Genomic DNA, 26,484 nt, shown 5'->3' on the forward strand with positions numbered 1-26,484 from the left:
CCATCAGCTCCCGGCAGGGATCCGCAGCTCGGGGAGGTAGACCTTCCCGCCGGCGGCCAGGAACTCCGCACTCTTTTCGCGCATCCCGCTGTAGGCCTCGGCGATGGCCGCCTGCGAATCTGCGGAACCGTATTCGTCCCTGATGTCCTGGCTGATTTTCATGGAGCAGAACTTCGGGCCGCACATGGAGCAGAAGTGGGCCGTTTTCGCCGGCTCGGCCGGCAGCGTCTCGTCATGGAAGGCCTCCGCTGTAACCGGGTCAAGGGATAGCGCGAACTGGTCGCGCCAGCGGAACTCGAACCGGGCTTTGGACAGGGCATCGTCCCGTTCATGGGCGCCGGGGTGGCCCTTGGCAAGGTCGGCTGCATGGGCGGCGATCTTGTAGGTGATCACCCCGGTCTTCACGTCGTCCTTGTTCGGGAGGCCAAGGTGTTCCTTGGGCGTGACATAACAGAGCATCGCCGTGCCGTAGCGGGCGATCTCGGTGGCTCCGATGGCTGACGTGATGTGGTCATAGCCCGGGGCAATGTCTGTGACCAGCGGCCCCAGCGTGTAGAACGGGGCGCCCTTGCAGAGTTCCTGCTGGCGTTCCACGTTCTCCCGCACCAGGTGGAAGGGGACGTGCCCGGGACCCTCCACCATGACCTGTACATCGAATTCCCACGCCCGCTGGGTCAATTCGGCCAGGGTGTCGAGCTCGGCGAACTGGGCGGCGTCGTTGGCGTCCGCCGTCGCTCCCGGGCGCAGTCCGTCGCCCAGGGAGAACGCGACGTCGTATTTGGCGAAGATCTCGCAAAGCTCGTCGAAGTGCGTGTAGAGGAAGTTCTCCTGGTGGTGGGCAAGACACCAGCCCGCCATGATCGCACCGCCCCGGGAGACAATGCCGGTGACGCGGTTTGCCGTCAGCGGCACGTAACGCAGCAGCACACCGGCGTGGATGGTCATGTAGTCCACGCCCTGCTCGCACTGCTCAATGACCGTGTCCCGGAAGATCTCCCACGTCAGTGCGTTGGCCTCGCCGTTGACCTTCTCCAATGCCTGGTAAATGGGCACTGTTCCGATGGGCACGGGGGAGTTGCGGATGAGCCATTCCCGGGTGGTGTGGATATCATCGCCGGTGGACAGGTCCATCACCGTGTCGGCGCCCCACTGGGTGGCCCATTGGAGTTTGTCCACTTCCTCGGCAATGGAGCTGGTCACCGCGGAGTTGCCGATGTTCGCGTTGATCTTCACCAGGAAGGCCTTGCCGATGATCATCGGTTCTGATTCCGGGTGGTTGATGTTGTTGGGGATGATGGCGCGGCCGGCAGCGACTTCGCTGCGGACCAGTTCCACGCCGCAGTTTTCGCGGAGGGCAACGAACTGCATCTCCGGCGTGATGAGACCCTGCCGGGCGTAGTGCATCTGCGTGACATTCTTGCCCCCGACGGCGCGGCGGGGCACCGGCTGCGCGCCCTTCCACTCTGCGGAGGCTGCGCCGCGACGCACTGCTGACTTGCCGTCGTCGAGCAGGTTCCGTTCCCGGCCGCTGTAGGGCTCGGTGTCGCCGCGGGCGGCGATCCACTCCGAGCGGAACGGGTTGAGACCCACCACCGGATCACTGCCCGGACCGGCCGTGCGGTAGGTCCGGAAAGGCCCGTTCGCCTCGCCGTTCGGTGACGGTTCCAGCGCGATCTCGGTCACGGGAACCCGGATCCCGGTGGCGTCATCAGTGATAAACGCCAGCGAATGGGACTTCAGTGACTGGGTTTCAGGCTGGACCGTTTGATCCTGGTCGGCTTCATTTTGGGCAGGGATCAGCTGTGTTTCTTGTGTATTCAATGAATACTCACTTCCTTCGCCGGCATTACCCGGACAGGTTCAACGGTCGCAGGCTGCGTTAGCCCGATCTCAGCCCCTGCAAGGGCTCCCGTGTGGTCAATTCGAAGCTACCACAGGCCGAGGGTGGCCTGGTGACAGCAATCACGGGAAGCGGTCGCAACCTGTCTGCTCAGCCACTTGAATTAAATTGAAGCTTCAAGTAAATTGGAGCTATAGTCGCCTTCGACCCCGAAGGCCACCGGACCGGGAGTTTTCAATGTCTGCAGAAGCCACCAGCCAGGATCTCCTTCCTGCCGATCTCTCCATGGGCACCGTGATGCTCAAGGTAGGCGACATGAAGCTGATGACCGACTACTACCAGCGTGCGCTCGGCCTGGAGGTTGTCGCCGAACAGGACGGCGGAATCTACCTTGGCCGGCTCCAGCGCCCCCTGGTCCACCTCGCGGCCGCGCCGTCGTTGAACCTGCCCGCGAGGGGAGAGGCCGGGCTGTTCCATACCGCGCTGCTCTTTGATGACCAGGCTTCGCTTGCTGCAACGGTAGCCACGGCCGCACAGTACGAACCCCGCTCCTTCACCGGCAGCGCAGACCACCTCGTCAGCGAGGCCTTCTACTTCAATGACCCCGAAGGCAACGGCATCGAACTCTACTGGGACCGGCCCCGCGAAAACTGGTCTTGGAACGGCAAGGACGTGGTGATGGACAGCCTGGCCCTGCCGCCGCAGCGCTACCTTGAGCAGCACCTGACGCCGGAATCCATGAGCGGCCAGCAGGCCACCGAAGCCGGCATAGGCCACGTCCACCTCCAGGTGGGCGACGTCCAGTCGGCGCACGATTTCTACGTGGGCACGCTTGGCTTCGAGAAGACCGCGGGCTGGCACGGGCAGGCCCTGTTTGTCTCCGCGGGCCGGTACCACCACCACATGGCCATGAACGTCTGGAACAGCCGCGGCGCCGGGCCCCGCAAGGACACCCTGGGCCTGGGCGAGGTGCTCATCGAGGTCCCTTCGGGGGACGACGTCGGAGCGCTCGCCGACCGCCTGAAGGTCGCCGGTGTGGCCTCGCACCACACGGGCGCTGAACTTCGGTTCGAGGATCCTTGGCGCAACAGCATCCGTGTCGCCGTCCGCTGAGTGCGGATGCCAAATGTGCGGCGCGCCTTGTACTAGGCTGATTCTGAACGGCCGGGGCGGCGCCTTATGCTGCCCTTCTGGGCCGCACCGTCGACGGAATGAGAGCTGTTCCCATGGGCTTCACTGAAATTTTTGTTGCCACCCACGATGCCGCGCTAAGGCGGGCCGATGTCCTTGATGACGGCGGCTCCCCGACGGGCCCTGCCCTGCGGATCCCCGGAATCAGCGATTTCGAAATCGAACAGCTGGGCGACCTTGCCGGTGCTGCGGTCCATGCCGGTGGCGCGGACTACGAACTGGCCATGGTTGACGTGGCCAGTGATTCCCTCCTTGGAGTTCCGCCGGCCATGGTGCGTGCGCTGGCGGACCTGCTCAGCTATGAGACTGAAGGTGAAGGCAATGTCCTGGACGACGTCGCTGAAAAGTGGGCCACCCAGGATGACATGCCCTTCGGCGCGGCCGAGGCCCGGACCTATGTCCAGCAGTTCGCGGAGCTGGCCAACTCCATCGATGACGCCGCGCGCACCGGGGTATATGTCTGGTCGTCCTAGGCCGGCTGCGGCCTGCCGGGTCCGCCCGGCTGCTCCATCCGTACGTGTCAAGTCGAAATCCGGACGCTGATCTGGCACAATAAACAGGTACTCGATCTGCGTGGCCCCTCTCTCCGCGTCTGGATCCTGTCCTTTGAACCCTCAAGTATGGCCCGCCCCACGGGTGCAGAACGTCGGTTCACCCCTTTTCTGAAACAGGAGTGACCACAAAAGTGGCCGTAAAGATTCGCCTTAAGCGCTTTGGCAAGATGCGCGCACCGTACTACCGCATCGTCGTCATGGACGCACGCTCCAAGCGTGACGGCCGTGCCATCGAAGAGATCGGCAAGTACCACCCCACCGAAGAGCCCTCATACATCGAGGTCGACACGGACCGTGCCCAGTACTGGCTCGGCGTCGGCGCACAGCCGTCCGAGCAGGTTGCCGCGATCCTCAAGATCACCGGTGACTGGCAGAAGTTCAAGGGCCTCCCGGGCCAGGAAGGCACCCTGAAGACCAAAGCTCCGAAGGTTGCCTTTGTTGCCCCGGAAAAGGGTTCCGTGATCATCCCGGAAGCCATCACCAAGAAGGCAAAGCAGTCTGACGCAGCCGAGGCCCCGGCCGAAGCAGAGACCACCGAGGCTGAGTAGATTGCTGGCAGAAGCGCTCGAACACCTCGTCCGGGGAATCGTTGATTCGCCGGAAGATGTCAAGGTCAGCTCGAAGAACAACCGGCGCGGGGACACCCTCGAGGTCCGTGTTCATCAGGATGACCTGGGACGGGTGATCGGCCGCCAGGGCCGCACCGCACGGGCATTGCGCACCGTTGTGGCAGCACTGGCAGACGGCGAACCGGTCAGGGTCGACGTCGTCGATACCGACCGCCGCCGCTAAGCGCTCGGCAACATCAGTTTTTTCTCCGGCCCTTCCACCAGCAACGGTGGAGGGGCCGGAGTGCTTTCACCACATCGCCTAATCCCGGCACGATCAAAGACAGAGGAACAGATGCAGCTTCAGGTGGCACGAATCGGCAAACCGCATGGAATCCGCGGCGAAGTGACGGTCCAGGTGCTGACCGACGCTCCGGGGGACCGGTTTGTTCCCGGTACGGAATTTGTGGTGGAGCCTGCATCCGCCGGCGCCCTCATTGTTGAGAGTGCGCGGTGGAACAAAGACATCCTGCTCCTCGCGTTCGAGGGAATCGAGACCCGCAACCAGGCAGAGACCCTGCGCGGCGCCAAGCTCTTCATCGAAACCGAAGAGCTGGACGAGGACGACGACGAAGGCTGGTACGAGCACCAACTGGTTGGGCTCGAGGCGCGGGTTGGCTCGCAAGTGGTCGGCAAGATCGCCGCCCTGCACACCCTGCCCGTCCAGGACCTGCTCGTGGTTGAAACTCCGGACGGCAAGGAAATTCTTGTCCCGTTCGTGGAGCAGATCGTTCCGGAGGTCAATGTGGCCAACGGCTTTGTTCTCCTGACGCCGCCGGACGGACTCTTTGAGGTCAACGACGGCGAAGCCGGCCCTGGCGAACCCGAGGAAAACGCGTAGATGAGAATCGACGTCGTCAGTATCTTCCCGGAGTACCTGGCGCCCCTGGAACTCTCGCTCATCGGCAAGGCCCGCCAGGACGGCCTGCTGGACCTGCGCGTCCATGACCTGCGTGATTTCACCACCGACAAGCACCGCTCAGTGGACGACACCCCCTACGGCGGCGGTGCAGGCATGGTGATGAAGCCGGAGCCGTGGGCACAGGCGTTGGCTGCTGTCGCCGGAGACGGTGAAGCCAAGGACGGCGACGAAGTAACGGCGGGCAAGTCCGCCAAGCCGGTGCTGATCGTCCCGTCGCCGGCGGGGGAGCGCTTCAACCAGGCCTTGGCCTACGAGCTCGCCGAAGAGGATCAGCTGGTTTTTGCCTGCGGCCGTTATGAGGGCATCGACGAGCGTGTCATCGAGTGGGCGGAAGAGCACTTCACGGTGCGCCCCATGAGCCTTGGTGACTATGTGCTGAACGGCGGCGAAGTGGCCGTCCTGGCCATGGTCGAAGCCATCGGCAGGCTGCTGCCCGGCGTGGTGGGCAACCCCGATTCCCTGGTCGAGGAGTCGCATTCGGACGGGCTGCTGGAATACCCCGTGTACACCAAACCCTCCAGCTGGCGGGACCGTGAGGTCCCTGCGGTGCTGCTGAGCGGCAACCACGGGAAGATCGCACAGTGGCGCCGCCACGAGCAGTACCGGCGGACGGCGGAACGCCGCCCGGACCTGCTCGAAACGTTCGACGCCGGGAAGCTGCCACGTGCCGACCGTACGGCTTTCGGCGACCTCGGGTACGACGTCGTCGACGGTCACCTCCGGGCGCGGCGGCAGGCCGGTACCAGCCAGGACAACGGAACCGACGCCTCAGCCTGAACCGGCGCGGCGGCGGTCTACGGCGATTGGCTGTGGGCCTGCGAGTGTGGCAAAATTAGTCTTTGTGTCTGCTGGGTCCGCACCTGCCACAGGGGGAGCGCAACCAACAGCTGGACACCCCGGGACCTTCAATCAGTGAAGGAACCGGACCCACTTAACTTTCGGCGGTAATTTCCGGTGCTTCCGGGCTTGCCCGCCGTGACCCAAAGTGAATGACCTGTGGCGTTCACCAGGAGTGCAATCATGCATATTCTCGATTCAGTAGATGCAGCCTCGCTGCGCACCGATGTTCCTGTCTTCCGCGCGGGTGACACCCTCAAGGTTCACGTGAACATCATCGAAGGCAAGAACTCCCGTGTCCAGGTATTCCAGGGCTTCGTCCTGGGCCGCCACGGCGACGGTCTTCGCGAAACCTTCACCATCCGCAAGGTCTCCTTCGGCGTCGGTGTGGAGCGTACCTTCCCGGTGCACTCCCCGATCATCGACAAGATCGAGGTCGTCTCCAAGGGTGATGTGCGCCGCGCGAAGCTGTACTACATGCGCGACCTGCGCGGCAAGGCTGCGAAGATCAAGGAAAAGCGCGACTTCCAGCCCAAGAAGTAAGTCCCCAGGGACCTACAAAGCAGGCCCCAGCCGTACCAGGCCAGCGCCGGAGCCCTTCGCAACAGCGCCCCAGGAATACGGATCATGGACCAGACAACACGCCAGCCCAGAAGAATGGGCTGGCGTTTTGTGTTCCTGGCACTTCTCCTCGCCGTGGTTATGAGCGGGCTGGTCCGTTCCCTGTGGCTGGATGTGTATTACATTCCGTCCGAATCCATGGAGCCCGTCCTTGCGAACGGGGACCGCATCCTGGTTTCCAGGACAGACTTCCACACCAAACCCATCCGGCGGGGCGACATTGTGGTCTTTGACGGCAGGGGTTCGTTTGCTCCACTGAACAGCGGGAAGGGGCCCCTTCTGGATTCCGTTGCCGCGGCCGGGCAGTGGCTTGGCCTGGCCGGCAGTGACACCACATACGTCAAGCGTGTCATCGGGCTTCCGGGCGATACCGTGGTCTGCTGTGATACGCAGGGAAAGATCACCGTCAACGGCGAGGCGCTCGATGAGCCTTACCTGTTCGACGGAGACCGCCCAAGCACGCAGGTCTTCAGTGCCGTGGTGCCCGACGGGAGGCTTTGGCTGCTCGGTGACCACCGCTCGGCGTCCGCTGATTCGCGCAGCCTGCTCGGTGCGCCCGGCGGTGGCATGGTGCCAAAAGACCGGGTCATCGGCAGACCGGTCCAGATTGTCTGGCCACTTGATAGATTTGCTGCAATACCACGGCCGCCAGCGGCAGGATCAACAACAGAGGACGGACAGTAAATGCCCGAGAACAATGCCCGGACACCCGAGCCGCCTCGCGAAGGCGCCCCCGGTGCCGACGTCGACGGTGCGTCCGCCAACGCGATTTCCGCCGAAGGGGCCTCCGCCGTGATTGCCGACGGCGGGGCCTCTGACGCCTCGGACGGCGATGCCGATGGCAGTACTTCGGCGCCACATTCCGGAAGGCGATCCGCGGCGCCGAGTACCGAGCCGGCCGCACCCAGCCAGCTCTTTATCTGGCTGAAGGAGGTTGCTACGGTGGTGGTGATCGCCGTAGTCCTGTCCTTCCTGATCAAGACCTTCCTGTTCCGCGCGTTCTATATTCCATCCGAGTCCATGGTCAGCACCCTGGACGTCAACGACCGCATCTTCGTGAACCTGTTGGTTCCGGAGCCGTTTTCCCTCTCACGCGGCGACGTTGTGGTCTTCCGTGACACCAAGGGCTGGCTGAGCACCGCGCCGGATGAACCGAATGGACCGTTCACATGGGTTCAGGACGGCCTGACATTTGTCGGACTCCTGCCGGACAACTCCGAGCAGCACCTCGTCAAACGCGTCATCGGGCTTCCCGGTGACGCGGTGATCTGCTGCGACGCCGGCGGTAAACTGACCATCAACGGATCCCCTATTGATGAAACCTATGTCAACGGGGCCGAAGAACCGCAGATCCGTGCCTTCGACGTCGTTGTTCCGGAAGGAAAGATCTGGGTCATGGGCGATAACCGGAACCACTCCGCGGATTCCCGCTCGCACCTGGAGTCCAATGGCGGATTCGTCGACCTCGTGGACGTCGAGGGCAAAGCCGCCGTCATCGCGTGGCCGCTGAACCGGATCACTGTCCTTGACAACTATCCGGCCGTCTTCCGGAATGTGCCTGCGGGAGGCTAGCAGTGTCCGCAGTGATTCCGGCCACGACGGCCATCAAGGCCAACGCTCCCGCCCGCCAGAGGCCGGGGGTCCGCTCCAAAGCGCCGACGCTGCGGCATGAGCGGACCTTCAAAGCGCAAGGTGCCCGCTACCTGGCCGGCGTGGACGAAGTGGGCCGGGGGGCTCTGGCAGGGCCCGTGAGCGTCGGGATCGCCGTCGTTGACCTCCACAGCCAGAAGCCCTTGGCCGGTGTGCGGGACAGCAAGCTCCTCAGCCCCGCAGAACGGGAACGAATGGAACCGCTGGTCCGACGCTGGAGCGTTGCGTCGGCAGTCGGGCACGCCTCCGCGCGGGAAATCGACGAGCTGGGCATCATTGCTGCGCTGCGGCTCGCCGGAACGCGCGCGTGGCAGGACATCCTTGCGGCCGGCGTCAGCCCTGATGTGGTGCTGCTCGATGGCAGCCATAACTGGCTCTCGCCCGCCGGGCAGCCTTCCCTGTTTGACGCGCCACCCACGGATTTCGCTTGCCTTGCCCCCGTCCACACCAAGATCAAGGCGGATATGCAGTGCCTGAGCGTGGCCGCGGCCAGCGTGATTGCAAAGGTGGAACGAGACCAGCAGATGCGCGGCCTGCACAGCGAATACCCCGAATTTGGCTGGAACATCAACAAGGGCTACGCCACGGCAAGTCACCGGGACGCGCTCCGCGCCGCAGGAGCCACACCGTACCACCGGGTGAGCTGGAACCTCCTGGGCGGCGAGCTCTGATTCCCTGCCGCACTAGTGTGCGGCTCACGCGGCGCGGACGCTGCGACTGCGGCGCCCTGGATGGTGCAAGATGGAAGCATGAGTGCAGAGGATCTTGAAAACTATGAAACCGACATGGAGCTGCAGCTCTACCGTGAATACCGCGATGTGGTCGGGCTCTTCAGTTACGTTGTCGAGACCGAACGACGCTTTTACCTCGCCAACCATGTTGACCTGCAGTCCCGAAGCGCCGACGGCGAAGTCTACTTCGATCTGACGCTGCAGGATGCCTGGGTGTGGGACGTGTACCGTTCGGCACGGTTCGTCAAGACAGTCCGCGTCCTCACGTTCAAGGATGTCAACGTCGAAGAACTGCCCCGCAACGAGGAACTCGCCCTGCCGAAGGACGTTGACCTCGGCAACTGACGCCGGCCCACTTCTCCTCAACAGCTCCGCCGTAACGGGCGTTCTTCCCGGGTTACTCACATACGCGAATAGCCGCCTGTCCTCCGCTGTCCTGCCACTGCAGGCTGGTTGCGGAGGTAGAAATGAAATCCAAAGACCTGTTGGGCCGGCGTGGCGAGGAGCTCGCCGCCGGCTATCTTGAATCGCTAGGCATGCTGGTGGTGGAACGCAACTGGCGCTGCACCGAAGGTGAAATAGACATTGTGGCCCTGGACGGGGACGCGCTGGTCATCGCAGAGGTGAAAACCCGCCGCTCCCTCGACTACGGGCATCCGTTCGAAGCCGTGGGTCCGGACAAGCTCGCCCGGCTGCATCGGCTCGGTTCGGCGTGGTGCCGGGACAGGGAGCTGCGGATGCCGCTACGGCGCGTGGACGTGATTGCCGTGGTGGACGACGGCGGCGGCGACCCCTTGGTGGAACACCTCAAGGGGGTGGGGTAGATGGCGCTGGGCCGGGCCTACTCCGTGGCGCTGGTGGGTTTGAACGGGTACATCGTGGAGGTGGAGGCCGATATCGGCCAGACGCTGCCGGCTTTCGTGATCCTGGGGCTGCCGGATGCCGCCCTCAACGAGGCCAAGGAGCGGATACGTTCCGCGGCCAAGAATTCCGGAATTCCGCTGAGCAGGCGAAAGATCACAGCCAACCTCATCCCCGCGTCGCTGCCCAAACGCGGTTCCGGCTTCGACCTTGCCGTGACCATGGCGGTCCTGAGGGCCGCAAATGACATCAAGGCCACCGGCCGGACCGTCTTCATCGCCGAACTCGGGCTGGATGGCCGGCTGCGGCCGGTACGCGGCATCTTGCCGTCGGTGATGGCGGCGGTGCAGGCCGGTTATCCGGACGTCGTGGTCGCGCACGCCAACCTCGGCGAAGCCTCGCTGGTCCCCGGAGCCAACGTCCGGGGGTACCGCACGCTGGCGCGGCTGGCGCTCGATTTCGGTGCAGACCCGCAGGAGCTCGCCCTTGATTTCGAACCGGAGGACGAGGCCTGTCACGGGGATTCCGAACCGGGAGTGCAGACCGTTCCTGACATGGCCGACGTCTCCGGCCAGGGCGAAGCCAGGCGTGCACTCGAGGTGGCCGCTGCCGGGGCCCACCATCTGCTCCTGACCGGCCCTCCGGGCGCGGGCAAGACAATGCTGGCAGAAAGACTGCCCGGTCTCCTGCCGGACCTTGCCGACAATGAGGCCATGGAAGTCACCGCCATCCACTCGCTCTGCGGCCTTCCTTCCTCCGCCGTTCAGCTCGTGCGGCGGCCGCCGTTCGAAAATCCGCATCATTCGGCTACAGCCGCCGCCATTATCGGCGGGGGCTCCGGGTTGCCCCGCCCGGGTGCGGCGTCGCGGGCCCATCGCGGAGTCCTGTTCCTGGACGAGGCCCCGGAATACGAACGGCGGGTCCTGGACGCCCTTCGCCAGCCCCTGGAGAGCGGGGAGTTGGTCATTCACCGCTCGGCAGGAACGGCGGCCTATCCAGCCAGGTTCCAGCTGGTTCTTGCCGCCAACCCCTGTCCCTGTGGAAAGGCTTCGGGAAAGGGCCTGGACTGCACGTGCACGCCCATGATGCGGCGCCGCTACGTGGCCAGGATGTCCGGTCCGCTGCTGGATCGGGTTGATATCCAGCTGCAGGTGGAACGCGTGTCGCTGGCCGACTTCGGCCAGGCGGGCGCCGAAGAGGACACTGCCGCCGTGGCCCGGCGGGTCTTTGACGCACGCCGAAGGCAGGCTGAACGGCTGCAACCGCTGGGGATGGAAACGAACTCGCAGGTGCCCGGACGGATTCTGCGCGGTGCTCTGCGGTTGCCGGCCGGCGCCACCCGGATCCTGGACCACTCACTGGAGCGTGGCGTGCTGACAGCCAGGGGCTATGACAGGGTTCTGCGGCTACGGTGTACACGTAATTAGCAGACGTTGAAATTTAGGGGACCGGCAATGACGCTCGAAGAGATGAAAGACAAGTTTGCCGGCAAGCGTGTGCAGTTCATCGGCATGACGGGCGACGTTGACGGGCCCATCGGGAAAGTCTGGCGAGTCACCAACCGCGGCGTCTGGGTCACCTTCGAGGATGACCACCGCGAACAGCTCCACCCTGAAGATATCCGCGTCATCTAATTGTCTGCCCGTCAGGGTAGGCTCACGGCATCCCGCGGGGGGATGCTTCCAATCAAGTATGAAAGTTGGTCTCAGCCATGACTACAACCATTTACAAGATGCCTGCCGGATTCACGCCTAACTACTTCGTGAACGAGTTCCTCGCCGGCGACACTCTCGAACTGGTCGACTACTCGGCGCCAGTCATCGAGCGGCCGGGCTACAAGATCCTGAGCAGCTGGACTCCAGGCGCGGGATTGAGCTTGTTCATCGACCGCGAGAACGACGAGCCGTTCACCGTGCCCGAAATTCGCGACTTGATCGCCACACTGACCGGGGCTCTGAAGGATATGGGGGAAGAGGCTGAGTAGCCCGATTTCCTAAGCGCGTAGGAACTGCCCCGGCACCTGTCATAGGTCCGGGGCTTTCCTGTGCCTGCTCCAATTTGTCTGTGCCCGCGGTTACAGTTGCGACATGAATAATCAGGGGAAGCTTTTCAAGATTTCTGGACTCGTCGCGACTGCCGGCCTTGTTTTGGCTCTCGCCCTAATGGTCGTTTTTGGTGGCGTCAGAGGCGGCGTCACTGGGCTAATCGCCGCTGTGGTTAGTTTGCTTGTCATTGCTGCCGCGTCATTGTGTGTGGCGCTTGCTGCATACCGGGAGCAGGGCCGCAAGCCTGGGAGCACTCCGCTCATTTACGCAGTGATTGCATTTCCCCTGGGATTCGTGCTCATTTTTGTCTACGCTGCGTTGCAGTTTCCCCCGCTGATGATGATTGCATTGCTTGCCGTCGTTACGAGCATTCCGGCTCTCATCATCGGGATTGTCAAGAAACTGTCCTTGAAGGCTGCATCCGTTCCCGTCTCAGCCGAGACCGTGCCGTAATCCCACGAAGAACTATTTAGCACGCCCGTGCTGTTTCCCGCCCGCTAGTAGCGTTGCCCACACCGCCTGGTTGCCAGGGCGCCAAACAAAAACCCCCGCCAGCACACCGCTGGCGGGGGTTTCGAGCAAATCGACGCTACGTGAGTATGTAGCTCTCGTTGGCGATTTTGGCACGAATCTCGATCGTGCCTCCGAGCGCCTCAACGTACTTTTGAATCGTGTCTAGCTGCGTGTGCTCGATATCGCCACGTTCAATTTGAGACACGCGGTTTTGGCTAATATGGGCAAGCTGCGCCACGGTTTTTTGGCTAACGTTCAACTCTTTACGGAGGTCAGCCAGGCGATAGGCTTCAACCTCACGCAGCATCTCTGCCTTCAGCGCGTCGACTGCGACTCGATTGGCAGGGCGGCGCTTGAGTTGATCACTTAGAGATACGGGTGTCATTTTTGATCCTCCCCAGATGTTCTGTCCACAAATTGTCTGCTACAGGAATGAACTTCTTGTACCAAGATTTCCACTTATTTTCCTTGTCCCCAGCCACGAGCATTATCGCTCGCCGCTCCGGGTCAAATGCAAACAATATGCGGATCGCTCCCCGACCCTTAGTGCCAGGTCGGAGTTCCTTCATGTTGCTGTGATCCGAGTGCTGGATAATATCAACCAGAGGGCGCCCAAGATTCGGACCCTTGTCTTCGAGGATTTCTAACGCTGCGACGACCGCAGAGTAAGAGTCTTCATCCAACCCGTCCAACCATTCCTGGATCTTCTCCAGATCTACGTTCCAAGACATATTTACGATAACAACAACCCAGAACTTGTACAAGTCCTAGGTTGTATCCCCCTCGATCAACTAAGCGACATCGGCAGTTTTCCGGCCTGTTGCCTGAGTCTATAGCACTGCTTTGAGAGCTTCGGAGTGCTTGCCGTAGTCGTTGGGTGGATGACATTTCAGGTTGCTCTGAACTGCGAGGGTGCTCACCCTCGGTGGTGCTTAGTGCGTGCCTATGGATTGGGTGCCCACCTGCCTTTGGTGTCGCTCGCGCTGGAGTCCAAGGATGGGCTTATGGTTGAGCCACATCTATGGGGAGGAGCCCTGCTATGTCAGAGACGCGTGAGCTTGTGTGGGATTGCGATGTGTGCGGTCAGGAGGTAGCCGACTTCGATGGCTATGTCGTGGTTGACATGCCAACGGTGAACCGGGCGCAGGCGGCTCAGGCTGATTGGGATGCTGAGAACCAACCAGACCCGACTACCCCGAAGGCTGTGTCTTTCAACGACATCCTTCGGATGCCTGACCGTGTGCCTTGGCACGTGTACCACGGCGCCTGTGATCCTGACCCGGAGGGCACAACCTATGCCCTGGGCACGGCGGATCTCCGTTCGGTGAAGCAGGTCCTGTCATGGACCCTGCATTTCATGGACACGAAGTCTTGGATGGTTCATACAACTTGGACTGACCTGATCAAGAAGACCGCGGGCGCCGAACTGAACGCCTCCACACAAAAGCCCTAATTCGCGGCGGTACGCGTTTTGCTCCCCGGTGGTCCGCAATTGGGTCCCCTTGAGGGTATGCCCGCACCCGGGTAGGGCCGTGCTTCAGATCCCGGCAAGCGTACACAACATAATCACCTTCCCCGGCGGGGAAATTCCAGGGGGCCGGGGCGAGGGCGGCGGCCCGGGTGTGGTCATTCGAACGGGTCATCGTCGTCCTGCTGATCGGGGCAGACTAGGCGCGTTCAAGGCATGGACAAACTCCGGCATTCCTGGGCTACTCATGCCGTGCCCTCCGTTGTGCCTGCTGCGCGGCGCCTTAGAGGCCCAAGCGCTTGAGGATGTCGGGGAAGTCTTCCGGGTTAGATGCACGTGAATATCCGTTCGGGCCGTAGTCGGTCGAGGACCACCGAACACGGGTAACCTGGTTGCCGCGCATGCTGGCCCACACCTTCCCGAACACCGGATGCTCAAAGGCATGTGTCCGCGAAACATTGGCGACATGATCCGGCGGTTCGGCCGATTCTTTGCGGGCAAGACGCCGGTTACTCGCCATCAGAGATCACCCAACCGAGGGAAAGCATCCCTTGAGGCGTGAGGCCAAGCTGGGCCCCAAGGTGGCGCATCTCCTGAGCCTGCCACGCTGCCGCTTCCCCCGAGTAAACCGCGGTCGCATGGCAGACATAAGCGGCGACGGCAGCCATATAGGAGTCATCCCACTGTGTTGCCTGCGGCGATTCCCACAGATTCCGCCATAATTTGCGCTCTTCTGGGGTCCATTTGCGCGGCCTGGGAAGGGTCGGCACGGGCAATTCGCAGCCCTCAGCCGGTAGTTCGATCATGCCCGTAGTCCGCGAGGTTCCGCGGTGCCGGCGGCTATGCGGCTTCATCGGGTTTGCTGCTGGTCCTGGCATTGAAACGGTCCTTTCGGGACGGTTGGAGTGAGGCCATCCGGTTTGGAAAGGAGCTTTCGTTCTCCCCGGCGGGCCGGATTCGGAGGTCGGCTTACGGGAAGGTCCCCACGCGCCTTGTCATCGGTCCTCCTGCTGGTGGTCACGGCGCGGGCCAGCCTGTCACTGGCCCGCGCCGTGTGCCTGTTCTAGTTGAGCTGCATCTTGCCGTTGGTCGCGGTCGCCAGGCTCAGCCACGATTCGAGGGGTGATGTGAAGTTGCTGCGGCCGGCGCTGTTGTTGGGGTAGGCCACGATGTACCCGGATGTGATGCCGGTGTCCGGGTGGACGAAGCAGGCGGTGTAGTCGGTGAACGGGTCGTCACTGTAGGGGGTCTGCGGTGCGATGCCGAGGGTGGTGGAGAGCTTGCCGCGTAGGCTCTTGATCCCCTCGAGGGTGCGGACGTGGCCGGGCAGGTCATTCCAGATGACGGCTGCTGCTGCGTCTTCGAGGTTGAGTACGTCTTGTGGGGTGGACTTGGCGGTGATGCCCGCGGCTATGGCTTCGGCCAGGCGTGATGCTGCGGCGTCGAAGGCGGGGCGGAGGCCTTTGATGATGCGGGGCGTGTCGGCGGCGAGCACTTCCAGCACTTCGCGGTTGAGCTGGTCCTGTACCAGTGATGCTGCCGTGCCGACTGCAACAATGCCGTTGCCTTGGATGGACTGCGCCATCGTGCGGGCGATTTTGATAGTGTGCTCAACCGCCTGGTTTTCGGTGAGATCCAGAATGCGCGCCGTTGGTCTGGTGGCCGTTCGGTGGTGAATCATGTCGTGGATGTTGATGCCGTGGGCAACGGCGGGATCGGGCTTGATGCCGTAGGCAACGGCGGACTCTACGACGTCGCGGAGTTCGCTGATTGTGATCAGGGCGGGGTTGAAGCGGGGCATGGTGTTGCCTTTCAGTTGTTGGGGAAGTACTGGGTGTAGAGGTCTTGGTCTTCGGTGGTGAGTTCGGAGGGCTGCGGTCCGCCGTAGATAGTTTCGTAAAAGGCGTCCCCGTCTTCCTGGTCGGTGGGCTCTGGGGTGTCTGGCTGTTCAGTCACGGTTGTCTCCTGGGTCAGTTCTGGCGGTGGTATTCGAGGGCGGTGGCGATGGAATCAGCCACCTTGTACGCCTGCGTTTCGTCCAGTGCGTACTGGAATCCGTGGCCGTTGAAGATGATGACTGCGGGTTCCGTGGCGCCGTCGGGCTTGGCGATGAATCCGTGAGCGGCGCGGAGCTTGGAAGCGCGGAGTACATTGTCGGCGTAGTACTCCGGCTTGGTAGTGAAAAGTGTGGGGCGGATGGTCACTTGCGGTTCTCCTTCTCGGTGGGCTGCTGCTCGGTCGAGCCCCAGCCGTCGCGGTTGATCTGGTTGCAGGTAAAGCAGATGCTTGGCTGCGGCGTGGGATGCATTGAGCATTGGCTGGTGGCGCGGGTCATTGGTTCTCCTGACAGTGGTGGGCGAGCATCCGGGACTCTGCTGAGGTTGCCCGGCGCCTCCAGTAGTCCACTTGCTCTTGCAGGTGCTTGGCGCGTTCCCAGAGGGCAGCGGCCGCAGCGGGGGCGTTCCAACCGTTGAGGGTCCGGTCTGAATAGATGCCGGCTGATGATGACGCGGGGCGGGGTGTGAGACTGTTCTCCACGTCAGTTCTCCTTTGCGTGTGCCAGCAGGATCTGCTGTAGCTGGGCGTCGCCGTCCGGGATGGCGCGGAGGAATGATGCAGCCATTTCGGTGAGCGCCAGGACCAGTTGCGCCACGGATTCCGGGTCTGCGTCCGCTGCCGCTTCCTTGGCTACGTGGGTGAGCCCTACCTGGTCCGCCTGGCGGACGGCGAGGATGGCGCGGATGGCGCGGGCCCTGTCGATTGGGCGGACGTTGACGGCGGGGATGATCATGATGTTGCCGTCGTCGTAGGCGTGATGGGTTCGCCCCACGGAATCCCGCGTTGGATGGGGTTGGGCTGGCCTGGGGCGGCCGGCGGCGGGGCTTCGAACGTCAGCGGGGCTTCAGGTGGAACATTTGTTACAGGTGTCGGGGCGGTGGGTTCGGGCGTCTGAGTGGTCATGGTCTATCTCCTACTTCAGGTAAAGGGCAGTGGCGGCAATGCTGGCCTGATTGGCTGCGGCGGCTGCCCATGTGCTGGATCCGACACGGGTGGCGACACCTACCGTGATGGTCTGCCCGCCTGACAGGCCGGTAAGCGTGGTGTTGAACGGGGAGGCTAGCCCGGCGCCTAATCCGGCGGGGGCGGAAGTGTAGAGCTCTCCGCCGTTGACGGTCTGCACCACAGCGGCCACATAGAGGTAATCCGCGGCGGCGCCGCTATTCGTGCCCATGGCCGTTGCGTTGGCTATTATGACTGCCTGAGTAAAGCCGGCCGGGACGGTCAAGGTCACGAAAGCCCGGACTGTTGATGTGGTGGTGATGGCGTAGTTGGAAATCCCGTTGCTTGCCGTGCCGATCTGAAGCGGGTTAGCAAGGGCGGCGTCCCCGATGATGCCGGCGGGAAGACCCATTGAGCCCGTGACCGTAAACCCGCCCGCTACCGCTTTGATACCCGCGGTTGCCAGCGGGTTTGTTGCCATGACTTGCTGCATCTGCCGCTCAAGGTCTTTGACCCTGCGACCCATTGCGTCCTCGCCCGGAAAATTTGATCCGGCGATACCTGGCTGACTGCCCATTATTTGCTGTCCTTTTCGGTGGTGGGCCGCTGCCCGGTTGGGGTGGGTTCGGTGGTGACCGTGCTCATGAGCAGGGCTCCATTCCTTCGGGCCCGTGATCGGTGAAGGACCGGATGACACGGCGGACGCGGTGGGGAATATCGTCTTCGCGGGCGGTGAGTACCGGGGATTCCGGCAGTGGTTCCTCTGGGGTGCCGTTGGCGGATGTTAGCTGGGGCTTGGCGCTCATGCTGCTTTCTCCTTTTCCGCGTGTTTCCGGGGTTTTTGGGGGCTCAATGTAGGGTGATGTAGCCCTTTCGGGAACTTTTCTATATCCCTGCTCATGAGAGAGTTTGCAAAAGGGGTGCATGACCCTACATGTCCCCTTCGTTTTGGTCGTCGTCAGCGCGTAATCCGAGCCCCTGACGGACCATTCCGGCCGTCGTCCGCTTGGCCGCGTAGCCGAGCCTGTCCAGTTCCTTGGCGAACGGCGTTTCCTTGAGCGGATCCGCGCCGTCTGCGGCTACCCATGATGTCCAGGCGTGGAACAACTCTCGAGTCTTGGCGTGGACGTAAGGCCCGGTGATGCACTCGGCTTGGATGAATCGCTTTACGGCGTCGGATTCGGTCTGGTAGTTATCCGTTGCGTTCACTACTGATGCCGGCTCATGCATTCCGCCTAGATCTTCGTAGGCGTACCAGCCCTCTACCGCCCATGTCAGAATCGCGTCCGCGGAGTGCTTGAGCTTTTCCGGCAGTTCGGGGTCCCGCTGGTCGTCGGCTACCACGATGTCGAACGGGATCACTCGGACGCGGCGCCACACTGCCGGGTCATTGCCTTTGACCTTGGGCAGGTGGTTGGTCACGTACACGAGCTGGTGAGTCGGGGACCACTTCACGGGCTCTTGGTAGAGCCGCCGGGCGGTGAGTTCATCGCCGCCGGTCAGGCGCTTCATGGTGGCCGCGTCGAGCTGCCGGCCCTCTTCCGTCTCGGAGCCGATAACCAGCCGGGCGCCTAGCAGGGTCATCATTTCCGGGCCTCCGCCGCCCCGCTCTGAGGTCATCAGGATGTCTGGATTGATGATGGTGGCGTAATCCCCCATCGCGTTGGTTATCGCCCCGTAGGCGGTCCCCTTGCCGTTTGATCCGGTGCCGGTCAGGACGGGGAACAGGTGTTCCCGCACGCTGCCGTAAACGCTCTGGCCTATGACGCGCTGTAGGTATTCCCGCTCGTCTTTGTCTGGCAGGACGGATCCAAGGAACGTGTTCCAGTGGGCCCGGTCGCACATCATGTTGTAGGAACCGCGGGTGACGCGGGTAATTCGGTCAGCCGGGGAATGTCCCCGCAGTTCGCGGGTGCGGAGGTCGAGCGTCCCATTGGCGCAGTTCAAAAGGAACGGGTCTGAGTCCAGGTCAGCAATCGCGGCCCGGAGCGCCGGCAGTGCTGAGGCGATATCCAGGACGCCGGAAATGCCCGCAGATGATTCGCACTTTCGCACATCGGAACGCAGCTCCTTGTCCTCGATGGAGTCAGCCAGGGCCCGGCGCAGCACGTCTAGAACCGCATTCTTCGCGGTGTCCTTCTCATCCTCAGCCCACCGCAGCCCATCCCAGACGTGCCAGCCGATGCCGCGGACGTACATGAGGCGGGAACTGTAGGCAGCTGCGAGACGGTAGGCCATGCGGGCCTGCCCGCGGTGCTTCTCCCCTTCAGCCGTGATGTCATCGGTAGTGGCTACGTCGTCGAACGCGTCAGCCCGGAAGTAGTCAGGAATTGTTGTCATCGGCTACCACCGGCCATCGGCACGTAGCAGGATTCCGGGGACGCACGGTGGACCATGACGCCGATCCAGTCACCAGCCCGCCGTGCAATGGTGCGCACGTCCGGGGCATCGGCCATGAATTCGCGGATCTCGTCATCGGTCACAGGTCTGCACCGCTTGCAACGGGCACCAGCCGGCACAAGATGACGTGAGCGGAGTGTCCTGCCATGACGGCTTTGTCAGCTGCCTTTTGCGCTCCTGGCAAATTGAAATAGCAACGGCGGCGGTACTTACCGGCCGGGGTCTCCACAACCACGACATGCACGCCGGTAACCAGTGCGGCCGCCGTCGTATCGTCGGCGTCCGCTGATATGCTCTGGTTATCTCCCCTAGAGATTTCAGCCGTCCGGGTTCCCCCACCTGGGCGGCTTTCTCGTGCCTGCGTCAAGCGGCACCGCCGATGGGGCGGAAGAGCATGGCGAGTCTGTCTCGTTGCTCGGGGGAGAGCGGCGGGGCTTCTGCCACCACTTTGGCTACGTAGGATTCGATTTTTGCGGCCGCTAGATCACGGCGGGCTAATGCCTCGGCTTCCGGGTCACCGCGGCGGACCGCTACCCCTACTGCGCTTCGGGCTTTGAGCATCTGGGACAAAAGAAAAACTCCCTAGTGAGAGCATCGTGAGATGCATTTCACTGGGAGCTTCTAGGCTACTTCCCCTTTTGGGGCCCTGTATGACGGAATCCTAGGCTTCCGCAACCATGTCCAATAAACGTACCACAACAATAAGTCTAGGTATGCAACTGCACGACTGGCCGCTTCCGCGTGTCACTGGCGAGCGCAGCTAGAGCAGCCCGGTACAGCCAGAGGCGAGTCCTTCTGGATCCTTGGCGCTTGGCCATGGCCGACATCCAGGCAATACGACGGCCTGGGTTGGGTTCCCCGCCCGGCGCTGGCGGCGTGGGCGGCGCAGCCTCACAGACGCAGGGAAACTGCATCGGCACATTTACCGTATCTTCGCCCGTCAGGCGGAATTCCTGCGTGACGGCATCCGTGAATGCGGGATTCGCATGGACGATCATGACCAGTTCAACTCTGCCGCTCACGATGCCGAACGCAAGACTCTTGCCCTCAAGCCTCGTACCGCACCGGATGGGGATGTCGGCCGTGCGCCCGATGGATTTCTTGACACGCTTTGAGACCATCGCAAGTATCGCGGGGTCGCTTCTCAGTCGCTCGATTTCGGAGTCTTCTGTTTCCCGCGTTTCGGCGTAGTCGACCAACTGGCCGAACTCTTGAGACCCGTCCTTATTTCCCCACGAAAACGGATCACGGCCCGTTCTTCCCCTGTCCCATTCCCAGCTCATACTGTCTTCCATTCGATAGTGACGGTTTCAGGGTTGAAGATCCGGGCTCCGCGCCCTGGCGGATGGACGGTCACGGTTGCCAGTATGTCGATGACGGCGCGGCGCTGGCTGGTGTGCATGGCGTCCCAGGCGGCGCGGACGTCGCTGGTGTTGATTAGCGGGCCTAGGAGGTTCACGCGGCCGGCGTCTGCCATGGCGGACTCGGCGGCGGTCAGCTTTTCCTTGATGCGGGCCGTCGCGGCTCGGAGCTGCTGGGCTGTCAGGTCGCCCTCCGCAAAGTCAGTTGCGAGGGTGTTTAGGCGCTGCCGGAGTGCGGTGGCCTCGGTGCGGAGCTGGGGCAGGTCAGGGCGTTCCGTGTCCGTGAGGAGGTGGGCGGCGTCTGGCAGGGACAGGCGGGCTGTGATGACCTGGGAGACGTATTCCTCTACGGGTGCGGCGACGCGGGAGAAATGGCCCGTAGTGGCGGCGCAGCGGTAACCGCGGATCCCCGGGCGGGCCGATGCGCCGGCATGGATGCCACCACCACACACACCACAACGGCCGATCCCGGAAAGGAGCTGCTTCGCTGCGGCCGGGGACCGATGCCCGGCGCGGTGGGCCAGGATGCCCTGGGCTGCCTGCCATGTCTCTTCGGGAACAAGTGCGGGCCATACTGCATCGGCGACAATTTCGCCCTTGTGCGCTCGCTTGCCCATGTACCGGGGGTTGCCCAGTACGTCGCGGACACTGGACCGAGTCCACGGCGAGGGTTGGCCGGCGTTGATTCCTTGCCGGGCCTGGCCTGTCACAAAGCCGTCAGAGTTCCAGCGGCGGGCTATCTCGGCAACAGGGATACCGGCGAGGAAGTCATGGAATCCCGCGGCGACGGCTGCAGCCTCCGCGGGGCGTACCGTGATGCCGTCCTGGTCGTAGCCGAAGGGCCGGCGCCCGCCTTGGCGTTTCCCTGCCGATGCGGCCTGCTCTGCGGCGCGGCGCTGCCGGTCGGACTTCATCTCTACTTCCATACGGGCGACACTACCGAGAGAGTCGGCGAGGAACCGCCCACCGGCTGTTGAAAAGTCGAGGTCAGCGCCGTTTACCAGGGCGAGCTGGGCGCCTTTGTCCCGGCAGGCCTCATACAGTCGAACCTCGTCGCGGCGGTTACGCTGCAACCTGTCCAGTGAGTACGCAATGACTACTTGGGCGGTGCCGGTGTTTACGGCGTCTAGGATGGCCTCGAAGCCGCGGCGGCGCTTGCCGCTGTACGCGCTGATGTCATTGTCGGTTTCCACCTTGAGGATTTCCAGGCCGCGCTCGGATGCCTTGCGCGTGCAGTCTTCGAGCTGGCGGGTGACGCCTAGCTCCTGGCCGGTGCGGTCTTCGCTGATGCGTAGATAAATGATTGCCTTCACATATGCAACTATAGCATCCACGTGCTTGCCTGGACCCTGGCGGACCTGTCGCACCGCGACAGGCCCGACACCAACGACATCGGTCAGGCCCTGGGCCTCCGGCAAGCTGCTTCGGCAGCTGCGTGAAGGAAGAATCCACATGGACAACGAACGGATCGCCCGGGCCGCCCTGTCGCGGCTCATGGAACCGCAGGATGCTGCCGGACTGGCCCTCGTGCAGGCCGCCGGCGCACTCGACGCCTTGAAGATCGCCACCGGCCAGGCGGCCGCCGGGCCGGCGCTGGAGCGGGAGATCACTGGACTGCTGGCGGACGACGGCGCAGGTACCAGCTGGGCCGGGATGGCTGCCTCCCTCAAACGCTGGGCTCCCCGCATTCCCGATCTGGCGCCCGAGCGTGACCTGGCCACCATGGCACGCCTTGGCGGCCGGCTGATTATCCCCTCGGATGATCTCTGGCCTGCCCAGCTCGGTGACCTTGGTATGCAGGAGCCCATCTGTCTGTGGTGGCGGGGCCTGGAACAGGAGCTTCCCGGTCCGGCACGGAGCGTGGCGATGGTGGGGTCCCGCGACAGCACCAGCTACGGCGCCTCGGTGACCGGGGACCTTGCCTACTCGCTGGCCCAGCGGGGCTTCACTGTGGTTTCCGGGGGCGCGTACGGCATCGACGCCCACGCGCACCGGGCAGCGCTGGCCGGGGGATCAGCGGCCGTTCCTACCATCGCGGTGATGGCAGGTGGTGTGGACCGGTTCTACCCGTCCGGCAACGATGAGCTCCTGCGGGCGGTCTGCAACCAAGGAGCGGTACTCGCCGAGGTGCCGCCGGGTTCGGCGCCCACCCGCTACCGCTTTCTCCAGCGGAACAGACTTATCGCGGCCTTGGCCGCTGTGACGGTGGTGGTTGAAGCCCGTTGGCGATCCGGTGCGCTGAATACGGCCCACCACGCGGAGGCGCTTGGCCGGGCGGTCGGAGCCGTTCCGGGGTCCGTGCAAAGCGCCAACTCAGCTGGCTGCCACCGGCTGCTCCGGGATGGCGGCGCTGTCTGCGTGACTGACGCCGCGGAGATCGCCGAGCTGGCCTCGCCAAGCGGTGTGGGGCTTGCGGAGCCCCGAACCGCGCCTGCGGCCGACCATGACGGACTGACCTTGGAGGACCTGATCCTTCTTGATGCCCTGCCGCTGCGGTCCACCACGTCCGTGGAAAAGCTCTGCGCAGTTGCAGGCCTCAGCGCGGAATCGGTGCGGGCTGGATTGGGCAGGCTAGGCCTGCTGGGGCTCGCAGTCTCCGAAAGGGGCGGCTGGAAACGGGCCAAGGAATCAGTGTAGTTGCCTGTGTCCGGCAGGGGATTCCGCGCGGAATTCTGGGACAGTGGAACAGTGGAGAATCAGGAACTGCCCCGGGCGTTTGAGCAGGCCCTTGCCGGCTTCGGCAGATACCTGACAGCCGAGCGGGCCCGGTCCGGGCATACGCTTCGGGCATACGTGTCCGATCTTCGAAGCCTCCTGGAATACGCCGCCGCCGAGGGCATTACGGATCTGCCAGGCCTGGAGCTGGGCACTCTCCGGCGCTGGCTGGGGGCGCAGAGCCAGGCGGGCATGTCCCGGGCCACCCTTGCACGGAGATCGGCTACATCACGATCCTTCACCACGTGGGCCGTGCGGGAAGAACTCATCGTGACCGACCCTGCACTCCGTCTCAGGGCTCCCAAAGCTGAAAAGTCCCTGCCCGGGGTGCTGCAGTCCCAACAGCTCCTCAGGCTGCTGAACAGGCTGGAGGAAGCCGCGACTGACGGGTCACCGGTTAGGGTCCGCGACCGGGCCATGGTGGAGCTCCTGTACGCCACCGGGCTGCGGGTGGGGGAGTTGGCTGCATTGGATGTGGACGATCTCAACCCGGACCGCCGGACGCTGCGGGTGGTCGGGAAGGGCAACAAGGAGCGGACGGTGCCCTACGGCGTCCCGGCTGCACTCGCTGTCGACGATTGGCTCCGCAGGGGCAGGCCGCTCCTGGTTACGGGGCACAGCGGACCGGCACTATTCCTGGGCGCCAGAGGAAACCGCGTTGACCAGCGCCAGGTCAGGACCGTGGTGAATGCCCTCTTCGAAGCCCTGGGAGACACGTCAGCAACCGGCCCGCACGCGCTGAGGCATTCCGCGGCAACGCACCTGCTCGATGGCGGCGCGGATCTTCGTGCGGTCCAGGAAATCCTGGGCCACAGCAGCCTCGCCACCACGCAGATCTACACACATGTGTCCGTTGAGCGGCTCCGGAGCAGCTACCAGCAGGCACATCCCCGGGCCTGAGCGCCGTCGGATTCCCGCCGAGGACCGGCAAATCCTGGACCATGTCACGTGTGGCGAATCGCACTGGCGTAATTACGCGGCGTACGGCACAATAAGAGTCACGTCCGGCAACTTTCAAGTTTCGCTTGAAGCTCTTTTGCTTCGCGCGGCACCTCAAGTCCGGACACAGCTTAATAATCAGGCAGGGAACACCGCCGCTGGACCTTACAGCACCGGGCAGTTTCATCCAGGCAGAGGTCGTTGGGGAAGACGTACCTACAGCTATGGAGGATGGAATGTCTGTTGCAATGACCCGCGGTGTGCTGTTTGTTCACTCAGCCCCTACAGCACTGTGCCCGCACGTTGAGTGGGCCATTGGATCCGTCGTGGACAAGCGGACGGATCTTGAGTGGACGCCTCAGCCTGCCGCGCCCGGAATGTTCCGCGCCGAGCTTTCCTGGACGGGAACCCCGGGCACCGGATCGCTGCTGGCTTCCTCACTGCGCGGCTGGGCCCATCTTCGCTACGAGGTCACCGAAGAGCCGAGCCAGGGCGTTGATGGCGGCCGCTGGTCACACACACCCGAACTCGGAATATTCCACGCCACGACGGATGTCCACGGAAACATCATGGTCTCAGAGGACCGCATCCGGTACGCCTACGAATCGGGCGCCGGCGATCCTTCTGCCGTGTACCACGAACTCTCGCTGGCCCTGGGTGAGGCCTGGGACGAAGAACTCGAGCCTTTCCGCCACGCAGCCGAGGGCGCTCCGGTCCGCTGGCTGCACCAGGTGGGCTGACCGCCGTCACGCCGTCATACTTCAGGACGTCTGTCCTGGCAAAAGCCGTGCAGGATTGGAAAGCGGCGCTACATAGCAAACGGAGAGGCCCCGCCATATGGCGAGGCCTCTCCGTTTGTCTGCGGTACTTGCTGGTGCCGCGCGGCTGCTAGATGCTGCGGATCGCGATCACGGCGTTGTGGCCGCCGAAGCCGAACGAGTTGCTCAGCGCCACAACGTCGGCAGCCGGCAGCTCCCGGGCCGACGTGACGACGTCGAGCGGGATCTCGGGATCCTGGTTCTCGAGGTTGATCGTGACCGGAGCTTTGCGGTGGTATACGGCCAGGACAGTGAGCACTGCCTCCACGGCGCCGGATGCACCCAGCAGGTGGCCCATCTGCGACTTGGTGGCGGACACCGCAACGTTGTCTAGGTGGTTCCCCAGGGCGGCACGGAGCGCCGTGTACTCGGGCTTGTCACCGACGGGGGTGGAGGTGGCGTGCGCGTTGACGTGGACAACGTCCTCGGCCTGGATCCGGCCGTCGAACATGGCTGCCTTGAGCGCGCGGGTAGCGCCCAGGCCCTGGGGGTCCGGGGCGGTGATGTGATACGCGTCCGCGGTCACGGACGTGCCTGCCAGCTCACCGTAGATACGGGCGCCGCGGGCGAGGGCATGCTCCTCGGCCTCAAGGACCAGGGCACCGGCGCCTTCGCCCATCACAAAGCCGTCGCGGCCCAGGTCGTAGGGGCGGGAGGCTCCCTGGGGGTCGTCGTTGCGGCGGGAGAGCGCCTGCATGGAGGCGAACGCGGCCAGCGGCATGGGGTGGATGGCAGCTTCCGCGCCGCCGCACATCACCACGTCGGCCTTGCCGGAGCGGATCAGCTCCAGGCCCAGGTGAAGGGCTTCGGTGCCGGACGCGCAGGCAGAAACAGGGGTGTGGGCGCCGGCACGGGCGCCCAGGTCAAGGCTGACGGCTGCTGCGACGCCGTTGGGCATCAGCATGGGAACGGTCATGGGGAGGACGCGGCGAGGACCCTTTTCCTTCAGCGTGTCCCACGCATCCAGCAGCGTCCAGACGCCACCGATGCCGGTGGCGAAGGCGACCGCGAGGCGGTCGTGGTCAATTTCCGTGATGCCCGAATCGGCCCAGGCTTCACGGGAAGCGATAACGCCGAACTGAGTGGACGGGTCCATCCGCTTGGCTTCGACACGGCCCAGGACCTCCAGGGCCGGGGTGGAACAGCGGGCGGCAAAGTGGACCGGCAGCTCGTATTTGGCAACCCATTCGTCTTCCAGCGTGCGGGCACCGGAGACCCCCTTCAGCGCGTTGTTCCACATGGTAGGTACGTCGCCGCCGATGGGCGTGGTGGCACCCAGACCGGTAATGACTACTTTGCGTGTCATTGGATCACTCTCTGTCGGTGGGCAGGCCGTATCCGGTAAACTCCGGCGGGGTCCCGCGTGTGGGGCAGCTGGCTGCCGAATAAATAAGGTGGGCTGCCGGTCCG

General features: G+C 63.5%; 38 protein-coding genes and 1 riboswitch. Of the genes, 20 read left to right on the forward strand and 18 right to left on the reverse strand.

The window, feature by feature from the left end; all coding sequences use genetic code 11:
* Positions 1-3: 3 nt before the first annotated feature.
* The gene (gene thiC / locus AC50YA_RS01890; RefSeq protein ID WP_494980685.1) at positions 4-1,821 is read right to left on the reverse strand and encodes a phosphomethylpyrimidine synthase ThiC; all 1,818 of its coding nucleotides are present in this window, start codon (positions 1,819-1,821) and stop codon (positions 4-6) included.
* A riboswitch (TPP riboswitch) is annotated at positions 1,816-1,923 on the reverse strand. (Overlaps the previous gene by 6 nt.)
* A gap of 154 nt (positions 1,924-2,077) precedes the next feature.
* On the opposite strand from thiC, the gene AC50YA_RS01895 reads away from it, so the two are divergent.
* The 16 genes from AC50YA_RS01895 to AC50YA_RS01970 all read left to right on the forward strand — a co-directional run bounded on the left by AC50YA_RS01895 (position 2,078) and on the right by AC50YA_RS01970 (position 12,313).
* The gene (locus AC50YA_RS01895; protein ID WP_494980686.1) at positions 2,078-2,953 is read left to right on the forward strand and encodes a VOC family protein; all 876 of its coding nucleotides are present in this window, start codon (positions 2,078-2,080) and stop codon (positions 2,951-2,953) included.
* A 113-nt stretch (positions 2,954-3,066) separates the two neighbouring features.
* Positions 3,067-3,504 carry a hypothetical protein gene (locus AC50YA_RS01900; protein ID WP_494980687.1) on the forward strand — a complete coding sequence of 146 codons (438 nt, stop codon included), beginning with the start codon at positions 3,067-3,069 and terminating at the stop codon, positions 3,502-3,504.
* Positions 3,505-3,716: 212 nt separating this feature from the next.
* Positions 3,717-4,133, forward strand: coding sequence for a 30S ribosomal protein S16 (gene rpsP / locus AC50YA_RS01905; RefSeq protein WP_160671759.1), 417 nt, complete (start codon positions 3,717-3,719; stop codon positions 4,131-4,133).
* A 1-nt stretch (position 4,134) separates the two neighbouring features.
* The gene (locus tag AC50YA_RS01910; RefSeq protein ID WP_056349097.1) at positions 4,135-4,377 is read left to right on the forward strand and encodes an RNA-binding protein; all 243 of its coding nucleotides are present in this window, start codon (positions 4,135-4,137) and stop codon (positions 4,375-4,377) included.
* A gap of 111 nt (positions 4,378-4,488) precedes the next feature.
* A complete protein-coding gene (gene rimM / locus AC50YA_RS01915; protein ID WP_494980688.1) occupies positions 4,489-5,034 on the forward strand; it encodes a ribosome maturation factor RimM in 546 nt (181 codons plus the stop codon).
* Positions 5,035-5,892 carry a tRNA (guanosine(37)-N1)-methyltransferase TrmD gene (trmD, locus tag AC50YA_RS01920; protein WP_494980689.1) on the forward strand — a complete coding sequence of 286 codons (858 nt, stop codon included), beginning with the start codon at positions 5,035-5,037 and terminating at the stop codon, positions 5,890-5,892.
* Positions 5,893-6,135: 243 nt separating this feature from the next.
* A complete protein-coding gene (gene rplS, locus AC50YA_RS01925; protein WP_056349088.1) occupies positions 6,136-6,495 on the forward strand; it encodes a 50S ribosomal protein L19 in 360 nt (119 codons plus the stop codon).
* 84 nt (positions 6,496-6,579) lie between these two features.
* On the forward strand, positions 6,580-7,257 hold the full coding sequence (lepB, locus tag AC50YA_RS01930) for a signal peptidase I (RefSeq protein WP_494980690.1): 678 nt from the start codon (positions 6,580-6,582) through the stop codon (positions 7,255-7,257).
* On the forward strand, positions 7,258-8,145 hold the full coding sequence (gene lepB / locus AC50YA_RS01935) for a signal peptidase I (RefSeq protein ID WP_494980691.1): 888 nt from the start codon (positions 7,258-7,260) through the stop codon (positions 8,143-8,145).
* Positions 8,146-8,177: 32 nt separating this feature from the next.
* On the forward strand, positions 8,178-8,894 hold the full coding sequence (gene rnhB, locus AC50YA_RS01940) for a ribonuclease HII (protein ID WP_494980835.1): 717 nt from the start codon (positions 8,178-8,180) through the stop codon (positions 8,892-8,894).
* A 78-nt stretch (positions 8,895-8,972) separates the two neighbouring features.
* Positions 8,973-9,299: a DUF2469 domain-containing protein gene (locus AC50YA_RS01945; protein WP_160671739.1), complete on the forward strand. Its 327-nt coding sequence runs from the start codon at positions 8,973-8,975 to the stop codon at positions 9,297-9,299.
* Between the two features lie 122 nt (positions 9,300-9,421).
* Complete coding sequence (locus AC50YA_RS01950; protein WP_494980692.1) at positions 9,422-9,778, forward strand: YraN family protein; 357 nt, start codon at positions 9,422-9,424, stop codon at positions 9,776-9,778.
* Positions 9,779-11,242 (forward strand): YifB family Mg chelatase-like AAA ATPase, encoded by a 1,464-nt coding sequence (locus AC50YA_RS01955; RefSeq protein ID WP_494980693.1) that lies wholly within the window; start codon positions 9,779-9,781, stop codon positions 11,240-11,242.
* 27 nt (positions 11,243-11,269) lie between these two features.
* Positions 11,270-11,449 carry a hypothetical protein gene (locus AC50YA_RS01960; RefSeq protein WP_494980694.1) on the forward strand — a complete coding sequence of 60 codons (180 nt, stop codon included), beginning with the start codon at positions 11,270-11,272 and terminating at the stop codon, positions 11,447-11,449.
* 77 nt (positions 11,450-11,526) lie between these two features.
* The gene (locus AC50YA_RS01965) at positions 11,527-11,799 is read left to right on the forward strand and encodes a hypothetical protein (RefSeq protein ID WP_494980695.1); all 273 of its coding nucleotides are present in this window, start codon (positions 11,527-11,529) and stop codon (positions 11,797-11,799) included.
* Between the two features lie 103 nt (positions 11,800-11,902).
* Complete coding sequence (locus AC50YA_RS01970) at positions 11,903-12,313, forward strand: hypothetical protein (RefSeq protein ID WP_494980696.1); 411 nt, start codon at positions 11,903-11,905, stop codon at positions 12,311-12,313.
* Positions 12,314-12,449: 136 nt separating this feature from the next.
* On the opposite strand, the gene AC50YA_RS01975 is transcribed toward AC50YA_RS01970, so the two are convergent.
* Both AC50YA_RS01975 and AC50YA_RS01980 read right to left on the reverse strand, forming a co-directional pair.
* Positions 12,450-12,758 carry a helix-turn-helix domain-containing protein gene (locus tag AC50YA_RS01975; RefSeq protein ID WP_494980697.1) on the reverse strand — a complete coding sequence of 103 codons (309 nt, stop codon included), beginning with the start codon at positions 12,756-12,758 and terminating at the stop codon, positions 12,450-12,452.
* Positions 12,736-13,137: a type II toxin-antitoxin system RelE/ParE family toxin gene (locus AC50YA_RS01980; RefSeq protein ID WP_494980698.1), complete on the reverse strand. Its 402-nt coding sequence runs from the start codon at positions 13,135-13,137 to the stop codon at positions 12,736-12,738. The genes AC50YA_RS01975 and AC50YA_RS01980 overlap by 23 nt, the downstream gene beginning before the upstream one ends.
* 275 nt (positions 13,138-13,412) lie before the next feature.
* On the opposite strand from AC50YA_RS01980, the gene AC50YA_RS01985 reads away from it, so the two are divergent.
* Positions 13,413-13,826 carry a hypothetical protein gene (locus tag AC50YA_RS01985; RefSeq protein ID WP_494980699.1) on the forward strand — a complete coding sequence of 138 codons (414 nt, stop codon included), beginning with the start codon at positions 13,413-13,415 and terminating at the stop codon, positions 13,824-13,826.
* Positions 13,827-14,350: 524 nt separating this feature from the next.
* On the opposite strand, the gene AC50YA_RS01990 is transcribed toward AC50YA_RS01985, so the two are convergent.
* The 14 genes from AC50YA_RS01990 to AC50YA_RS02055 all read right to left on the reverse strand — a co-directional run bounded on the left by AC50YA_RS01990 (position 14,351) and on the right by AC50YA_RS02055 (position 21,915).
* Entirely contained in the window at positions 14,351-14,719 is a 369-nt protein-coding gene (locus tag AC50YA_RS01990) for a phage terminase small subunit (protein ID WP_494980700.1), read from the reverse strand.
* Positions 14,720-14,904: 185 nt separating this feature from the next.
* On the reverse strand, positions 14,905-15,642 hold the full coding sequence (locus AC50YA_RS01995) for a hypothetical protein (RefSeq protein WP_494980701.1): 738 nt from the start codon (positions 15,640-15,642) through the stop codon (positions 14,905-14,907).
* Between the two features lie 11 nt (positions 15,643-15,653).
* Positions 15,654-15,797 (reverse strand): hypothetical protein, encoded by a 144-nt coding sequence (locus tag AC50YA_RS02000; protein ID WP_494980702.1) that lies wholly within the window; start codon positions 15,795-15,797, stop codon positions 15,654-15,656.
* A 14-nt stretch (positions 15,798-15,811) separates the two neighbouring features.
* Positions 15,812-16,045, reverse strand: a complete 234-nt coding sequence (locus AC50YA_RS02005; RefSeq protein WP_494980703.1) for a hypothetical protein — start codon at positions 16,043-16,045, stop codon at positions 15,812-15,814.
* A complete protein-coding gene (locus AC50YA_RS02010; protein ID WP_494980704.1) occupies positions 16,042-16,176 on the reverse strand; it encodes a hypothetical protein in 135 nt (44 codons plus the stop codon). The genes AC50YA_RS02005 and AC50YA_RS02010 overlap by 4 nt, the downstream gene beginning before the upstream one ends.
* On the reverse strand, positions 16,173-16,379 hold the full coding sequence (locus AC50YA_RS02015; RefSeq protein WP_494980705.1) for a hypothetical protein: 207 nt from the start codon (positions 16,377-16,379) through the stop codon (positions 16,173-16,175). Before AC50YA_RS02015 ends, AC50YA_RS02010 begins: the two co-directional genes overlap by 4 nt.
* A gap of 1 nt (position 16,380) precedes the next feature.
* The gene (locus tag AC50YA_RS02020; protein WP_494980706.1) at positions 16,381-16,671 is read right to left on the reverse strand and encodes a hypothetical protein; all 291 of its coding nucleotides are present in this window, start codon (positions 16,669-16,671) and stop codon (positions 16,381-16,383) included.
* Between the two features lie 141 nt (positions 16,672-16,812).
* A complete protein-coding gene (locus AC50YA_RS02025) occupies positions 16,813-17,418 on the reverse strand; it encodes a hypothetical protein (RefSeq protein ID WP_494980707.1) in 606 nt (201 codons plus the stop codon).
* Positions 17,419-17,482: 64 nt separating this feature from the next.
* The gene (locus tag AC50YA_RS02030) at positions 17,483-17,647 is read right to left on the reverse strand and encodes a hypothetical protein (protein ID WP_494980708.1); all 165 of its coding nucleotides are present in this window, start codon (positions 17,645-17,647) and stop codon (positions 17,483-17,485) included.
* Positions 17,648-17,771: 124 nt separating this feature from the next.
* Positions 17,772-19,181 (reverse strand): DNA primase family protein, encoded by a 1,410-nt coding sequence (locus AC50YA_RS02035; protein ID WP_494980709.1) that lies wholly within the window; start codon positions 19,179-19,181, stop codon positions 17,772-17,774.
* Positions 19,178-19,324 carry a hypothetical protein gene (locus tag AC50YA_RS02040; protein ID WP_494980710.1) on the reverse strand — a complete coding sequence of 49 codons (147 nt, stop codon included), beginning with the start codon at positions 19,322-19,324 and terminating at the stop codon, positions 19,178-19,180. Before AC50YA_RS02040 ends, AC50YA_RS02035 begins: the two co-directional genes overlap by 4 nt.
* 280 nt (positions 19,325-19,604) lie before the next feature.
* Positions 19,605-19,802, reverse strand: a complete 198-nt coding sequence (locus AC50YA_RS02045; RefSeq protein ID WP_494980836.1) for a hypothetical protein — start codon at positions 19,800-19,802, stop codon at positions 19,605-19,607.
* A 146-nt stretch (positions 19,803-19,948) separates the two neighbouring features.
* Positions 19,949-20,524, reverse strand: coding sequence for a hypothetical protein (locus AC50YA_RS02050; protein ID WP_494980711.1), 576 nt, complete (start codon positions 20,522-20,524; stop codon positions 19,949-19,951).
* Positions 20,521-21,915, reverse strand: coding sequence for a recombinase family protein (locus AC50YA_RS02055; protein ID WP_494980712.1), 1,395 nt, complete (start codon positions 21,913-21,915; stop codon positions 20,521-20,523). Before AC50YA_RS02055 ends, AC50YA_RS02050 begins: the two co-directional genes overlap by 4 nt.
* 139 nt (positions 21,916-22,054) lie before the next feature.
* Between AC50YA_RS02055 and dprA the strand changes: the two genes are divergently transcribed.
* From dprA to AC50YA_RS02070, 3 genes are all read left to right on the forward strand, one after another.
* Positions 22,055-23,239, forward strand: a complete 1,185-nt coding sequence (gene dprA, locus AC50YA_RS02060) for a DNA-processing protein DprA (RefSeq protein ID WP_494980713.1) — start codon at positions 22,055-22,057, stop codon at positions 23,237-23,239.
* A 51-nt stretch (positions 23,240-23,290) separates the two neighbouring features.
* Positions 23,291-24,217, forward strand: a complete 927-nt coding sequence (locus AC50YA_RS02065) for a tyrosine recombinase XerC (RefSeq protein ID WP_494980714.1) — start codon at positions 23,291-23,293, stop codon at positions 24,215-24,217.
* A 275-nt stretch (positions 24,218-24,492) separates the two neighbouring features.
* A complete protein-coding gene (locus tag AC50YA_RS02070; RefSeq protein ID WP_056349065.1) occupies positions 24,493-24,996 on the forward strand; it encodes a DUF3145 domain-containing protein in 504 nt (167 codons plus the stop codon).
* A gap of 148 nt (positions 24,997-25,144) precedes the next feature.
* Here the strand turns inward: AC50YA_RS02070 and AC50YA_RS02075 are convergent, their stop codons facing one another.
* A complete protein-coding gene (locus AC50YA_RS02075; protein WP_494980715.1) occupies positions 25,145-26,380 on the reverse strand; it encodes a beta-ketoacyl-[acyl-carrier-protein] synthase family protein in 1,236 nt (411 codons plus the stop codon).
* Positions 26,381-26,484: the final 104 nt, after the last annotated feature.

Source organism: Pseudarthrobacter sp. RHLT3-21, from assembly GCF_059383495.1.